Annotated in this window: 14 protein-coding genes and 1 pseudogene; 5 read left to right on the top strand and 10 right to left on the bottom strand. The window is 47.9% G+C overall.

What is annotated here, in order from left to right; all coding sequences use genetic code 11:
* The 6 genes and pseudogenes from ABIO93_RS09125 to ABIO93_RS09100 form a co-directional block, all read right to left on the bottom strand.
* A pseudogene (locus ABIO93_RS09125) lies at nt 1-360 on the bottom strand (glucarate dehydratase); the annotation flags it as partial.
* Nucleotides 361-396: 36 nt separating this feature from the next.
* Nucleotides 397-1,263 (bottom strand): 2-hydroxy-3-oxopropionate reductase, encoded by an 867-nt coding sequence (locus tag ABIO93_RS09120; protein WP_348066748.1) that lies wholly within the window; start codon nt 1,261-1,263, stop codon nt 397-399.
* A gap of 87 nt (nt 1,264-1,350) precedes the next feature.
* Nucleotides 1,351-2,814: an SLC13 family permease gene (locus tag ABIO93_RS09115; RefSeq protein ID WP_348066746.1), complete on the bottom strand. Its 1,464-nt coding sequence runs from the start codon at nt 2,812-2,814 to the stop codon at nt 1,351-1,353.
* Nucleotides 2,815-2,819: 5 nt separating this feature from the next.
* Nucleotides 2,820-3,596 carry an aldolase/citrate lyase family protein gene (locus ABIO93_RS09110; RefSeq protein WP_348066744.1) on the bottom strand — a complete coding sequence of 259 codons (777 nt, stop codon included), beginning with the start codon at nt 3,594-3,596 and terminating at the stop codon, nt 2,820-2,822.
* Between the two features lie 126 nt (nt 3,597-3,722).
* Entirely contained in the window at nt 3,723-3,911 is a 189-nt protein-coding gene (locus ABIO93_RS09105) for a hypothetical protein (RefSeq protein ID WP_348066742.1), read from the bottom strand.
* Nucleotides 3,911-4,039, bottom strand: a complete 129-nt coding sequence (locus ABIO93_RS09100) for a hypothetical protein (protein ID WP_348066740.1) — start codon at nt 4,037-4,039, stop codon at nt 3,911-3,913. The genes ABIO93_RS09105 and ABIO93_RS09100 overlap by 1 nt, the downstream gene beginning before the upstream one ends.
* Nucleotides 4,040-4,066: 27 nt before the next feature.
* On the opposite strand from ABIO93_RS09100, the gene ABIO93_RS09095 reads away from it, so the two are divergent.
* From ABIO93_RS09095 to ABIO93_RS09080, 4 genes are all read left to right on the top strand, one after another.
* The gene (locus tag ABIO93_RS09095) at nt 4,067-4,282 is read left to right on the top strand and encodes a DUF4287 domain-containing protein (RefSeq protein WP_348066738.1); all 216 of its coding nucleotides are present in this window, start codon (nt 4,067-4,069) and stop codon (nt 4,280-4,282) included.
* Nucleotides 4,283-4,330: 48 nt separating this feature from the next.
* Nucleotides 4,331-4,855, top strand: a complete 525-nt coding sequence (locus ABIO93_RS09090; RefSeq protein WP_348066736.1) for a hypothetical protein — start codon at nt 4,331-4,333, stop codon at nt 4,853-4,855.
* A gap of 91 nt (nt 4,856-4,946) precedes the next feature.
* Nucleotides 4,947-5,198, top strand: coding sequence for a type II toxin-antitoxin system Phd/YefM family antitoxin (locus tag ABIO93_RS09085; protein WP_348066734.1), 252 nt, complete (start codon nt 4,947-4,949; stop codon nt 5,196-5,198).
* The gene (locus tag ABIO93_RS09080) at nt 5,195-5,467 is read left to right on the top strand and encodes a Txe/YoeB family addiction module toxin (RefSeq protein ID WP_348066732.1); all 273 of its coding nucleotides are present in this window, start codon (nt 5,195-5,197) and stop codon (nt 5,465-5,467) included. The genes ABIO93_RS09085 and ABIO93_RS09080 overlap by 4 nt, the downstream gene beginning before the upstream one ends.
* A 105-nt stretch (nt 5,468-5,572) precedes the next feature.
* On the opposite strand, the gene ABIO93_RS09075 is transcribed toward ABIO93_RS09080, so the two are convergent.
* Nucleotides 5,573-6,766: a thioredoxin fold domain-containing protein gene (locus ABIO93_RS09075; RefSeq protein WP_348066730.1), complete on the bottom strand. Its 1,194-nt coding sequence runs from the start codon at nt 6,764-6,766 to the stop codon at nt 5,573-5,575.
* 359 nt (nt 6,767-7,125) lie between these two features.
* Here ABIO93_RS09075 and ABIO93_RS09070 point away from each other — a divergent pair, with 359 nt between their 5' ends.
* Nucleotides 7,126-9,618, top strand: a complete 2,493-nt coding sequence (locus ABIO93_RS09070) for a glycoside hydrolase family 95 protein (protein ID WP_348066728.1) — start codon at nt 7,126-7,128, stop codon at nt 9,616-9,618.
* A gap of 32 nt (nt 9,619-9,650) precedes the next feature.
* On the opposite strand, the gene ABIO93_RS09065 is transcribed toward ABIO93_RS09070, so the two are convergent.
* From ABIO93_RS09065 to ABIO93_RS09055, 3 genes are read right to left on the bottom strand one after another with little or no spacing between them, the layout of a single operon-like run.
* A complete protein-coding gene (locus tag ABIO93_RS09065) occupies nt 9,651-10,778 on the bottom strand; it encodes a metallophosphoesterase (RefSeq protein ID WP_348066726.1) in 1,128 nt (375 codons plus the stop codon).
* Nucleotides 10,775-14,530 (bottom strand): ATP-binding protein, encoded by a 3,756-nt coding sequence (locus ABIO93_RS09060; RefSeq protein WP_348066724.1) that lies wholly within the window; start codon nt 14,528-14,530, stop codon nt 10,775-10,777. Before ABIO93_RS09060 ends, ABIO93_RS09065 begins: the two co-directional genes overlap by 4 nt.
* Nucleotides 14,527-14,919: a response regulator gene (locus ABIO93_RS09055; protein WP_348066722.1), complete on the bottom strand. Its 393-nt coding sequence runs from the start codon at nt 14,917-14,919 to the stop codon at nt 14,527-14,529. The genes ABIO93_RS09060 and ABIO93_RS09055 overlap by 4 nt, the downstream gene beginning before the upstream one ends.
* Nucleotides 14,920-14,998: the final 79 nt, after the last annotated feature.

Raw genomic sequence — 14,998 nt, 5'->3', positions numbered from 1 at the left:
GATAATATCCAGACAGGCAACTTCTATCGCACTGAAAATGTGCACCAATTTGCGCTGGTCCCAGGGCGCATCCCCACGCTGAGCAGCCGTTTCCAAGCCGAAATAGCTGGTAAGCACCTGCCGGATTTCGTTTAATTGAAATACATCTCTCCCCATCAGCAGGTCGCGCGACAGCTCCAATGCTTCGTCAATAATGCTGTTTCCCGGAATTTCGCTGATACCGGAAATACCGTCGTCGGTGACCAGTTCCACGACCGTGCGCAATGCATAGGGTGCGTGCAGGCCGGCTGCATTCAGTAAAGGAGGGTCAACAATGGCAATAGGCGTAATATAAATCTCTTTGATCAGCGGACCGGGCATATATTTTTTTGATTTTAATGACTGAAAAAACTCCTTTTATTTTTCCTGATTTAACACCAGAAACAATGCGCTGTGATCGAGCTCAGCATTGCCTTGCGCGATGGCTGCATCCATTTGCGAAGCAGCCTGAGCAGTTCCGCCCAATGATACGCCCAGTTCCTTGCCGGTTTCCAATGCAATGTTCAAGTCTTTTTTATGCAGCCTGATCTTGAATCCGGGTTTAAAGTTCCCTTCGATCATCCGTTTGCCATGCAGGTCCAGAATACGGCTTTGGGCAAAACCGCCCAACAGTACCTCCCGCATTTTTTCGAGGTTAACACCCGCTTTTCCTGCCAATGTAAATGCCTCCGCCACAGCCTGGATGGTCATTCCGACGATCATCTGATTGCAGGCTTTGGTAGTCTGCCCGGCACCCGGCTCTCCGATATGGACAATGTTTTTACCCATTACCCGAAAAATTGGCAAAGCTCTGACAAAGGCACTTTCAGTCCCACCGATCATGATCGATAAGGATGCCGACTCCGCGCCTACCTGTCCACCCGATACAGGCGCGTCCAATGCTTCCACGCCTTTTTCCTGAAACTTTTGGTACAATTGCCGTGCAGTACCAGGCGCAATGGTGGACATATCGATAAAAAGCGAGCCGGAATTAATACCTACCAAAACACCTTCCGAGCTAAGTACTACCTCTTCCACCTGAGGCGAGTCGGGTAGCATGGTAATGACAATGTCGCTGGCCGCAGCCAATTCTTTGCCAGTTTCAAAAGCCCGCGCACCAGCGTCGGTGAGATCATTGACCGCATTGCTTTTTTTCAAAACTGAAACCGGATAGCCTGCCTTTAACAAATTGAGCGCCATGGGCTTACCCATGATACCTAAACCAATGAATCCTATTTTTTCCATATTCACATTATTTTATAGAAGCGAGACTTGCCAAGTCTTGTAGACTTGGTAAGTCTTTCTTGTAGACTTGGTAAGTCTTGTTCAAATTCAAACCAACGGAAACAACTGCGCGGCGATCATCAACACCACTAACCCCACCGTCCCCATCACGACCAACATGGGCGAAAACGTTTTCAATGCTTCCCGCTCGGTCAGGTTACTGATTTTAACAATGATCCAAAAACCGGCGTCATTCATCCAGGGAACGAGTTTCGAGCCGCAGCCAATCGCCAGCCCGAGGTATATCGGATGAAATTCCAGATGCGAACTCGTCGCCAACCCGGACAGTATCCCCGAAGCAGTAATCAATGCGACCGTGGCAGAACCCTGGGCCGTACGCACCACCGCGCTGATCACAAAAGCCATTGGGATCAATGCCATTTGATAGTCTTTGGTCATCTCGCCAATTCTGGAACTGATGCCGGTTTGCTGTAAAATACCTCCAAAAGCGCCGCCTGCTGCTGTGATGAGGATAATGCCACCGCCACTCATCAGCGCAGCTTGTACGAACGTGGTCATTCCTTCCTTGCTTCCTTTCTTCTGCATGGCAAGCACCACCAGCGCAACCAGGCCGCCCGCGATCAAGGCAATGTTCTTATCGCCGAATAGTTGAATGACTGTGATCAGTTTCGCAAAAAAACCATCCCCCGGCACCAATGCGCCCGAAGCGATCATGGAATCCAGAATGTTGTCCGTACATATCAGCACAAGCGGGAGCGCGACGGGCAGCAATGCGAGCCAGAGCGCGGGAAGTTGTGAATTGTCCTTTGCAGCGAGTGCTTTGATATCCTCCAACCTTGCATCCAGCGAGTCACGCAGTACTACCGGCCATTTTTTATTGACATATACTGCAAAAAGATACCCAGCCGTAATGGTAACCAGCCCCAGCATTGTGCCACCGGCCATCATCATGCCGATTGGAATATTCATTTCACCAATCAGAAACAGCGGGCCCGGAGCTGGCGGCACGAACGAATTAGCCATGGCCGCACCACCGGTGATCGCCAGTACCAGCAGCAGATAGTTTTTCCCGATCCGCATACTGACTGCCTTCGCCAGCGGGATCATCAGGAAAATAACAATGTCGAAGAATACCGGAATACCCAGAAAAAAGCTGCTGACCAGGAATGCAACCGGCGCATTTTTCACTCCGGTAACGTGAAGCATTCCCCTCACGATGCGCTCGGCGGCGCCGCTTTCCAGCATACACTTGCCAATAATCGCCGCCATTGCGATCAGAATGCCAATTTTACCGCAGGTACTGCCGAATTCGAAAGCAATCCGCTCTCCAATACTTTTTGCCGCGAGGGCTTGGGCAGCGGCCTGGGATTGTCCTTTATCCAAAGCAAACTGTTCGATTGCGGAGCCGGGCGTGAGCACTGCCACTGCGAATGCGCCCAGTAAAAGTGCCAGGAATGGATGCAGTTGCAGCGCAATGATGCCGCCGACTACAATGATTATCCCAATTAGCAATATAAAAAGCGGGTCGCTGAAGAAAGCAGGGAGGGTCATGAATGTCAGGGTTTCGCGATGGATCTGAAAAAATCTAGTTTTTTGGCAAGATTACGTGCCCCGTCGGCGACGAATGTGGCGTCGGAACCGCAGGCGATAAAGCGGATGCCGAGGTCGTGGTAAGTTTGGTAATCTTCGGGGTTGAAGAAGAGGATACCGGTCGCTTTTCCGGCTTTCTGGGCTGCATTCACGGTTTCTTTCATCGCTTCCTTAAACCGAGGATGATCAAACTGACCGAAAATCCCGAGCTCCATCGACAGATCTGCGGGGCCTATGAAGAGTACATCAATGCCTTCGATGGCGGCCACTTCGTCCAGATGGTCCAGTACCTCTACCGTTTCGATTTGCGCGATGCCGAGTATATTCTCTTTCGCTTCCTGATAATATTCATTGAAATGCAGACCAAAACCAGTCGCCCGAACCATTTTCGCAACACCCCTGCCACCGTCTGGCGGGTAATGCAATCCCTGCACTACCTTTTTGGCACCTTCCGGGCCTGTGATTTTCGGACACATAATTCCTTCCGCGCCCATATCCAGTACCCTGTGAATGCGCTGGCTTTCGGAGCTTTCGACCCGAACGATTGCGGCGGTTTGGGTATGTTCCAGTGCCTGCAACTGATGTAAAACGTCCTTTTCAGAACCCGCGCCGTGTTCGAGGTCAATGAGCACCCAGTCGAAACCGGACAGACCTACGATCTCGGCGGTGAGCGAGCTGCCTGTGTTGAGCCAGCAGCCGTGTAATGTTTCTCCCTGTTTCAGTCTTTTTTTCAGATTCTTCATGGTCCCTATCCGCGTCATTTTTTAGAGGAGACTGAATTTCCGAGAATTTACCCCATAAATCTTATCTTTTTTATCAAAATAATGATTTTCTTCCCGTTTCGAGCTGCATTTTGGGGGTCTCCACCTTCACCCGTTGAATGTATTCCACCACAGTATTTCGCGTTGCCTTTTTGAACCGGCGCTCGAATGTCCTCCGGGTAACATTGAACTGATGTGCCAGCTGGTCCACCACCAGTGTTTCCTGGTAATTGCGCCGCCTTTGTACTGGCGCGCGATCCAGCCCGCATAGGCCCTGTTCATATGTGTGGCACTCATCACGCCCCGCTCATGGCCGGAATAATGATCAGATCCGTCGTTTTTACTTCTGAAAGCACAGCATCCGGGTGGATCGAAAAAAGTCCTTCATTTAATTTGACTTCCGGTGCCAATGCTGCTAATTGCACCTAAAATAACGGCGCGACCGTAGAACTTTGTCATTTCAAGCGTATATCGATAACATTAAGAAAAAGACCGGTAAGACACCGGAAGATTTCAAGGCGATCGCAGCCGAAAAAGGGTTGCTGAAAGAGGGTGTGAAAGCAGGCGAGATCGTTGCCTGGCTTAAAGAAGACTTTGCACTGGGCCACGGTCATGCGATGGCGATTTACGCGACATTCAAAGGCTTCGATGGAAAGCCTGATTCATGATAATTTTTGTTAAATTCGGATAAATTTTAGGCTTATTCCAATCAGCGTATGAAAATCCGATACCATGTTCAGCGCCATTTACGTCTCATTTCGGGACTGACAGGGTTTGCAGTGTTTATTTTTTTGCTTGCCTTCGTGGCGGCCGATCATTCCAAAGGCAAGCTGGTATACAAAGGTCCCAAAAAGACATTCAACGTTGATCTGCAATTTGCACGGTTCGTAATCGGGCCGGATGCATTCGACGATAAAAAGAAGATCCGCAGACTAATTTTCACCGGTACCAACATTGATGAAAAGATCAAATCCTGCGACGCCATGAACTGCGTGGATGTACATATTGAGGGCTTGCAAGTTGATCTGGACGCGGCGCCAAGGCTGCTCTATTGGGTCAGCCTCAACGGCCAGCTCGTCCAATATTCCGGAACAGCCGTCACCGAAACGCTATCCCTGACCACTGATTCGCAGGAGCGCCTGGCAGGAACGTTGAAATTCGACCAATCCGCAGCCGGTGGCCCTACTGTAGAAGTAACATTCGACGCACCATTATTGAAGACTTTTGCGAAGGCTAGGTAGTGGTTGTAAGCGAACCTAGTGAGTCTTTGCCAACAGGTTGAACTTTTTACTTCACATCTGTGTACCAATTTAGTACATTAATACTAAAACCATGCTTGTAATTAGTTCCAGAGAATTCAGGGATAACCAAAAAAAGTACATGGACCTCGCTGATAAAAACGAACAGGTAATCATTCAGCGCGGTAAAGAAAAAGCCTACGCTTTAACTCCCGTGGGCGAAAAGGATAAATACTTGATGGATCCGGACACAGTGGCCGAAATTCAGGAAGGAATCAATCAATACCGGGAAGGAAAGACAACCAAAGTAGACAAAGCCGATTTTGATAAGTTACTCGGTTTATGAGCTATTCCATTGAATTTACACCAAAGGCCTTGGAAGGGATTGAAAAACTTAAGAAGTCCGGAAATATGCCTGTGCTCAAGAAAATCCGGAAACTCCTCGACGAGCTAACCGAGCATCCTTATACTGGAATAGGTCAGCCTGAGCAATTAAAACATAACCTTGCCGGCTTCTGGTCCAGGAGAATTACCCAGGAACATAGGATAGTGTACGCTGTAGACGAAAAAAGCGTGGTAGTTACAATAGTATCCGCAAAAGGACATTACAGCTAACTGATTTTTAAAGGATCTATCGCACGAACGTTGTAGATCTCAAATCACCTAAATAAGCGCTTCAAAAAAGATTTTGTCCTTTTCTTCTCCTTTGTATTTCAGCTCTCATTTCGCAACACCTCCCACCTCCGCAATAAACTCGGTTGCCTCCCCGCTATCGTCTCCGCTCTGGCTTGCTACTTTCACGGCTTCTTTGGCGGAGTTCAGCGCCAGTGTATTTTTGCCTGTTTTACGTTGGAGTTGCGCCAGGAGGAAGAGGTTTTCGTAGCTTCTTTCGGTCATGATGACTTTCTCCATCAACTGGATGCCGATCACCAAAGCTTCCTTTTCCTTCGCGAAATGTTTGAGATACACGGCAGTATCATGCAACGTCCTCCAATCATTTCCTGCCAGCTCGTCGCTGTATTTCTTTGTTGCCCTGGCGTATTGGATCCAGTCTCGCCGGCCGCCATAGAAGTGAATATCCGTTAATAAAGAAAATCGGGCATTACCTTCGAATTCCCTGGTAATCATATTTTTAACATCTTTCAAGAGGATAGTATCCTTAGCGCCTCCTGCCCTGTTTGCTGTTTGCGTCAGGATACCCACCGCCCTGCTTTCTACCTCGTCTGCACTGAAAATGGTTGTAAACTTCTCATGGTTTTGCAAAAAATATTGTGTCGTCGGAGACTGGTAGGCCAGGTATTTTGTAAAAATAAAACGAAGGTTCTTCTCAGATTCCAATTCACTAGCGGACTGCGTCGCCAGGTACTCGCCAGCCACTTTCTCCTGGGGATTGCTGGCATCTGCATAAAAGTCGAGTGCGGTGCTGTAATTGTAAAGAAATGCAGCAGACCGGTCGCCTCCGTCGTATTTTTCTTTCAATGTAAAGAGTGCCGTCTCGGGGTTGTGCGCGTTTTTGCCATCCATAATAAATCCGTCAGCAGGTTTCATACCACTGCTCTGGTGAACCCGCTTACCGGCGTTATCGAAGTACATATAGGTAGGAAAACCGACGATGCCATATTGCTCGGAAAGTGCCTGCCCGCCTGCTCCGTCCTCAATATTGATTTTATAACTCACAAAACCGGAGTTATAGTAATCAATGACCTCCGGTTTGGGGAAAGTCTCTTTCTCCATTTGCCGACAAAAACGACAGGATTTGGTATAGGCATACAAAAAGACATATTTGTTTTCCCGACTGGCTTTTTGCCGCACTTCTTTCCAGGATATGTCCTGAAAATCAATTCCTTGCTTTTCCTGGGCCTGACCAGCCAGAAATGTGAAGACTAGCAGAATACTGAGTAAAATCCATTTCATTGGAAAAGTATTAGTTGTTGATTTTGAAGGTAATAATATCAAAAATATCATTTTCTGTCATTCGGTCAAACAGTGGAGCGCGATATGAATTAGTACTCCCAAATTCAGTCATTTTATGTCTTTATGAAAATGATATTTTATCTCAATCAATAATGGAAACACCAATTTTACATTAAACAATACGAAGGAATAATAGATTTTTATAAAGATATGCGCTGATTTTACCAAAACAGTAAGCTATTTTAACATCAGCTGTTATTTGCAAATTCAAATGGCGTACTTGAAACGCCGGTTCGATTTCAGCCTTTTACCGGCAAACAAAATGATCCTGAACAAGCATTTTCAGCTTAGTAAAATCAATGAAAAAAACGCTACTGTTTTCCGTTTTCTGTTGCCTGGTCTCACAGGTTTTTGCACAAAAACAAAATCTTAAACTCTGGTATAACAAGCCAGCCACGCAATGGGTAGAGGCCCTGCCCGTCGGCAATGGCCGCATCGGAGCAATGGTGTTCGGTGGTGTGGAACAGGAGCTTTTACAGCTCAATGAAAGCACATTATGGTCGGGCGGACCTGTTAAAACGAAGGTGAACCCTGAGTCTCCCTCCTACCTCCCCCAGCTCCGCGAAGCATTATTAAAAGAGGAGGACTATCAGAAAGCCAACCAGCTGGCCAAAAAAATGCAAGGGCTTTTCACCGAATCCTACATGCCGATGGGCGACGTCAAAATCGTACATGATTTGCAGGGTGCCAAGCCTACTGCCTACTACCGTGACCTCAACATTGACAATGCGATCGCATCTACCCGATTTACGGTCAATGGCGTGGAGTACAAAAGGGAGGTGTTCACATCGGCACCTGACAATATCCTGATCGTTAAGATCAGTGCCTCTCAGCCTAAAAAGCTCAATTTTGTGGTATCAGCGAGTAGTCAGTTGAAATACTCGCTCTCTACCTCTGCTACCAGGGAGCTGATCGTGAGTGGGAAGGCGCCTTCGCATGTCAATCCCAATTATTACAATCCAAAAGGCCAGCAGCCGATCATTTATGACGATCCGGCGGGTTGCGGCGGCCCCAGGTTTCAGTTCAGGATCAAAGCGGTGAGCAAAGACGGGCAGATCGCGACGGACACGGCTGGTATTCAGGTAAAAAACGCGACGGAAGTGACTATTTATCTGTCCGCAGCGTCCAGTTTCAATGGTTTTGACAAATGTCCTGACAAGGATGGCAAAGATGAAAAAGCATTGGCCCAAAACTATCTGAACAAAGCGTTAGCCAAACCTTACGCGACATTACTGAGTGCCCATACCGCCGACTACCAAACTTATTTTAACAGGTTGGTACTGAATGTAAAAGACACCACGATTAACAACCCGAATATCAAACTGCCCGCCGACGAGCGCTTAATGAGCTATTCCAAAGGTACTTATGATCCCGGACTGGAAATGCTCTATTTTCAGTTTGGTCGGTATTTGCTCATTTCTTCTTCTCGTCCGGCTCAAAAAGGTGTTCCAGCCGGGCCACCAGCCAATCTTCAGGGAATCTGGAATAAAGAAATGAGACCGCCTTGGAGCTCTAATTATACGATCAACATTAACACGGAGATGAATTATTGGCCGGCAGAAGTCGCCAACCTTTCCGAAATGCACGTGCCGCTGCTCGATTGGATCAAGGATCTTTCTGAAACGGGCAAAGTAACAGCCAAGGAATTTTACGGCGCGCGCGGCTGGGTAGCGCATCATAATGCAGACATCTGGGGCATGTCCAATCCCGTGGGTAATGTGGGGGACGGCGATCCCGTGTGGGCCAACTGGTACATGGGCGGAAACTGGCTTTGTCAGCATTTGTGGGAACATTACCGCTTTACCGGCGACAAAACCTTCCTGCGCGAAAAGGCTTATCCGATCATGAAAGAAGCCGCTCTTTTCAGTCTCGACTGGCTGGTTGAAGGCAAAAACGGCTACCTGGTAACAGCGCCGTCCACCTCTCCTGAAAATAAGTTCAAGCAGGAAAATGGCGAGGAAGCGGCTGTCTCCATCGGTACTACCATGGATATGTCGATTATTTATGATCTTTTTTCAAACCTCATCGATGCGGGTAAGGACCTGGGCGATGATGCTGAGTTCACCAAACTTCTGACCGAAAAACGCGCCAAATTGCTTCCATTGCAAATCGGCAGCAAAGGCCAGTTGCAGGAATGGTACAAGGATTTTCCGGAAACAGATCCGCAGCACCGCCACGTTTCGCACCTTTTCGGCCTTCATCCCGGACGCCAGATTTCTCCGACATTAACACCCAAGTTTTTTGAAGCGGCCAAGAAAACACTCGAAATCCGTGGTGACGTGGGCACCGGTTGGAGTAAAGGTTGGAAAATCAATTTTTGGGCGAGGTTATTGGACGGCGACCATGCCTACAAGCTCATCCGCCAGCTGATGCAGTATACCAATAATGTCGAAGGCAGTGTACTCGGTGGTGGTACCTATCCCAATTTCTTCGATGCGCACCCTCCGTTTCAAATCGATGGTAATTTTGCTGGGACCGCCGGAATGTCAGAAATGCTGATCCAGAGCCATTTGGATGAAATCAGCCTGCTACCCGCATTGCCTTCCGTTTGGAAAGAGGGTCATGTGAAAGGATTAAGGGCCAGAGGTGGTTTTGAAGTGGGTATGGATTGGAAAAACAACAAACTTGCCAAATCTTCCATCAAGTCTATCAATGGTGCGAAATGTGTCCTAAGAACGTCTGTTCCGGTTACTATTCAAGGTGTTGTGACTAAAAATGAAAAGACGGCACTGGGTTATGTCAATGCATTTGCGACCGAAAAAGGCAAGGTTTATCAGGTGACAGCGAAGTAGGCTATCATTATTCTTGTTAATAACCGTACCTGCTATTTTATTTCCCGAAAAGGTAATGTAAAATCGAAAACAGTGCCCATTACCTTCCTGGAAAGCGCATAATAGGTGATCCGCAGCTCCTTTTTGCCTAACAGATCAATGGTAACAAAGCCCTGTCTCGTGTCAGAAAACAGCGAATGTTTGCCCATTTTGGCAAAAGAACGCTTTGAACCTGAGCCGCTCACTACCTGCAAACGCTTGTCGCGGATCAGTTGAAGGCCATGCTCGTGACCTGCCACAAAAACGACATTAGGATCATCCTCAAAAACACCGCCTACTTTACTGATCATATCTTTGTACAAAGTATGGCCCAGGTCCTCAGGATTTCTGAAAATCGTTCGCAAGGCAGGATACAATGATCCGATCACGGGCAATGGAATGTATAGCCATTTTTTGACAGCTGTCAACGGAAAAATATGATCTTTCAGACTGTATTTCCCGCCATGCGTGCCGTAGCTCTGGAACGGATGGTGAGATGCGAGCAAAATAAATTTTCCGGCGTTCCGGGTTTTCAGTTCCTGCATACGGGACAGTACTTCTTCTTTCGTATGGCAAGAGCAAGCGTCCGCAGTATCAGTTTTTAAGTATGGAAATAACCACCATTCACTGTCGAATGCAATCACTACTACGCTATCACCGAGGTTAATTGCAACCGGATCAGGGCATCCGTTGGGCGGTACCAATGTAAGTCCGGGATCTTGCTGGTTGCGCAGAAATTCACCCATTTGCCTGATCCTGGCAAGCCCGTCCCGGCCGGAACGGTCCCAATCGTGGTTACCTGGAACAAAATAAACCGGAGCTCCTTTTGCCCTCATCGGTTCAAACTGAGCACGCAGTATCTGCTGTGTAACCGATTCATCAGCGCTACCCGGCAGACCTATTCCGTGGGGATATACATTGTCGCCGAGAAACATCACCGTGGTTTTTCCGGCAATAACATTTCCCGCTGCATCATGTAGCGCGTAAGATTGTTTTGGATTGATTTCCCCGGCATCGCCGATCAGGATAATCCGTCGCCGAACGCTGTCCTGCTGTGCAACCGAAAAAGACACAGCGACCAACACAAGGGCAATGACTGTCAGGTATTTCACAAAAATCAGGTGGCAATTACAATGCATCATTCTAAAACCGGTAGCCAAATATTAAAAACCGCGCCCTCTCCCGGCTTCGATTCTGCCACAATAAATCCATCATGCTGCTCTACGATTTTTTTAACAATGCTAAGCCCGATACCCGTTCCCGAATACTCATGCTTGCCATGCAGCCGCTGAAAAAGGCTGAATATCTTTTCGCTGAACTCCTGCTCAAAACCAATACCATTATCCGAAAAAGTAAGCCTTACAAATCGTTCGGATGGATCAACAGCGTTGCTAACGGTTATGTCACGAGCAGTGGTCAATTCAGCAGCAATGTGTATGTGCGGTTTGTTCTTTGAAAATTTCAGCGAGTTGCTGATCAGGTTTGAGAATAGCTGGTTGATCTGAAATCCGTTGGCGCGGATCACCGGCAAATCATCGCTGGTAATGGTAGCGTCTTTCTCTGCCAGCAAGAGTTCAAAATCAATTTTAATATCATTCAAAATCTTGTTCAGGTCTGTATCCGTATACTCCTCCCCGGTTTTAGCAAGTCGGCTGTAACTCAGTACGGACTGGATCAGGTCGCTCATGCGCTGGGCCGAAGCGTATATTTTGTGATAGTACCGCTGCACAGCCTCCGTATCATTGCTGTTCTTTTCAATGAGATTGATGAAAGTCTGTATCTTACGCAACGGCTCTTGCAAATCATGGCTAGCAATGTAATTGAACGATTCCAACTCCTTATTCGCCTTCACCAAGTCCTCGGTTCGCTGCTCTACCTTTCTTTCCAGCTGATCGGTAAAGATCCGCTGGTCGTGGATATCGGTAAATGCCCCAATCCAGTTGATAATGTCCCCTGCCTCGTTACGGATAGGCTCACCTCGCCCGGAATGCCATCGATACTCGCCTTTTTTATTCTTCAATCTGACTTCGACCCTGTAGGTTTCACCCGTTTTCAGGCTTTTCCCCCACGCCAGTACAATGTTTTGAATGTCGCTTTCGTACACGATTTTCATCCACGAATCCTCGTCAGTAGGTACAATGCCCGTGTACTCCGTCCAACGACGCGACGCAAAAAGCTGCACGCCATTTTCGTCTGTCATCCATACCAGCTGCGGTAGTGTTTCCGTGAGGGTACGGAATTTCTTTTCACTTTCTTCAATATTTTTTCGTGCCAAAACCTGCCCGGTCGATTCCACTGCATGTAACAGTAATTCCGTCAACTCTTCTTTTTCATCTTTGATCGGATAAATCACCATATCAAAGTAACCAGTCCGGATTTTATTCTCATACCGCCAGGAAATCGGCAATTCATATCTGGTCACCGGCTTGCCGGATCGATATACCTCATCATACATTTGCATCAGTTCCTGTCCGGACAATTCCGGGAACGACTGCTCAATGGTACTTCCTATCAATTCAGCACTGGTCTTGCCAGCGAGCTTCTGAAACATCGAATTGACAAGCGTAAACCGGTAAGTCGGCCCTTCTACGACCGATACAGCCGCAGGCATTTGCATTAAAAATCCTTGCAGCCGCTGCTCGACCTGCTTCCGCGCTTTTGCAATTCTGATCTGCGCTTTAATCCTGGCCAGCAGCTCATTGGTTGAAAACGGCTTGACGAGGTAATCGTCCGCCCCAATCTCATAACCTTCTATCTTCGATTCCTCTCCGGCCCTGGCGGTGATGAGGATCACGGGAATCCGGGCGGTTTCCTCTCCTTCTTTCACATGCCGGAGCAGCTCGATACCGTCCATTTCAGGCATCATAATATCACTCAGGATCAGCGAAGGCTTGTATGCTGCTATTTTAGGTAAAGCATCCAGGCCGTTGGAAGCAGTAATTATGTCGTATTTAGTTCCAAGCAGCGACTTGATGTGTTGGCGCATATCCGCATTGTCGTCGACGACGAGTACCAGCTCGCGCCCCGCTCCATCCGAAACAAGGAAATGATTATTCTGATCCAGATCGTCATTCCCGATTTCCAGGAGCGTCGATGCCTCCTCCACAAAAACATTGGAAATAATATCTTCAAAATCGGTCTGGTCTGTATGGACCTGAGCTGATGGTAAATGCTCTTTACCAAAAGGAATGGCGACTGTAAAAATGCTTCCTTTTCCTTCCATACTCTGCACCTCAATAGTGCCCTGATGCAGCAGAACCAGTTCTTTGATCAGCGATAGCCCAATTCCGGTACCTTCATAGGTTCGTCCGGCGGTGTTCTGCACCCGATGAAACCGATCAAACATGCGCGGCAATTCCTTTTGCGGAATACCCACGCCGGTGTCTTCCACCGATAGTACCAGCTGACCGTTCTGCGAAGTAAGTGTGAGCGTGATCGTACCTTCCAATGTATATTTAAATGCATTGGACAAAAGATTGAAAACGATCTTTTCCCACATTTGCCTGTCCACATACACCGGCTCGCTGATTTGCTCCACGTTCAGTTTGAGCTGTAAATCAGCCTTTTCAATCACCGAACGGAAATTAGAAGCCAGGTTTTTCGTGAATGCACTAATTTCGGTCGACACAAACCGAGCCTCGTTCCTGCCACTCTCAATCCGGCTGAAGTCCAGCAGGGTATTGACCAGCTTTAACAACCGCAGCGCATTCCGATGGGTAACTTCCAGGTTTTGTTTTTCCAACAAACTCAAATTGATGCCTGTCTTGTTCAGCAGCTCTTCGAGCGGGCCTAATATGAGCATCAAAGGCGTACGGAACTCATGGCTGATATTGGTAAAAAATAGCGTTTTCGCCTTGTCAAGCTCTTCCAATGCTTTCGCCCGCATCCGCTCCTCTTCGTAGGCGAGTGCATTGTTCACGCCCAGCGAGATCTGATCCGCAATGAGCTGGATAAAATTCCGGTAAGCATCATCAAACTTTCGGTAAGGGTTCAGCGCGACGGTCAGTACCGCTAGTGGGTACTTCTTATTGGCTGACTTGATAGGCACATCCAGAAAATTTCTGGGTGCCACATCCCAGGCTCCCTGAGGCAGTTGCTGCCATCTGCCATCACTTCCTGACTCTACGATCCTGTTTTCTGATACCGCCGTCGAAATGGTATCAGCCTCTTCGCCAGGCACCTGTAAATCGATAGTTTGAGAAAGTCCGGGGTGGTCTTCGGTAATGCCGGTGGTAGCGACCATCTTCGCTTTTTGCCCGTCATCCGTAATTTTGTATATGATCGCAAAAGGGAAATCCCTCGTGTTGACCGATAGCGCTTTGGCAGCCTGTCGGTATACGTCCTCTTCCGTTTTCTTTTGCCCCAGCGTATCCAGCTGCTGCATGGTTTTCAGCGACCGTTCATTGATGATACGAGCGGTATCCGCAGTATTGTAGCAAATTATCCCCGCAGGCCGCCCGTCGTCCCCCAGTACCGGTGTATAAGAAAATGTATAATAAGTCTCTTCCGGGAACCCACTCCGCTCCATAATGAGCAGCTGCGACTCCACATAAGTACCTTCGTCCCTGTCCATTGCCCGCGTAAGCAATGGCTCAATATCCTTCCAGATATCCTTCCAAACCACAGACGCAGGCTGGCCCAGCGCGACGGGATGTTTACCGCGGACAATGTCAATGTAGGCGTCGTTATAAAGTTTAATGAGCCCATGTCCCCATCCGATCCAAATCGGTTGTTTGGAACTAAGCATGATCCTGACACAGGTTTTAAGGCTTTGCGGCCAATGCTGCGGGTCCCCGAGCGTGTTTTGTTGCCAGTCGAAATGGCGGATCCGCTCTCCCATTTCCCCGCCTCCGGCAAGAAATTCAAGGGTCTTATTCAAGCCGGCTTCCATCATCCGTGTGCGTTCAGGTTGCTGAAAATCTGCAGAAACTCTCTCTTAACCTCATCCGTATCAGCATATTTTTTTACAAAACCCGTGGCGCCAAGGTTTTTACACCGGGCTACAATTTCCTGTTCGTAGGAAGTGGAATACATAAAAACTGGTGTGTTTGATAGCCTGGACATTTTTTTCAGCTCCAAAAGAAATTCCGTGCCATTCATCCGGGGCATGTTAATGTCAACGAAAATAATATCGGGGAGAAATGAGGTATCCCTCAACTTTTCGAGTGCCTGTATGCCGTCCTGCGCCAATATACATTCAGCCTGAGAATAGGCTTCCTTCATGACAAAGAGAAAAATTTCCTGATCATCGATGTCATCATCAACCAGAAAAACGGTAAGCATACTCGGCATTGTCAATCAGTTAGGGGGGTGTCAAACAATTGTAAAAATACAGCAGATTTAGAATTTACTTCCTCCACTC

This window comes from Dyadobacter sp. (assembly GCF_039919315.1).
Taxonomy (GTDB): domain Bacteria; phylum Bacteroidota; class Bacteroidia; order Cytophagales; family Spirosomataceae; genus Dyadobacter.
The sequence above is the reverse complement of the archived record's forward strand: the minus strand, read 5'-3'. Positions and strand labels throughout refer to the sequence as shown.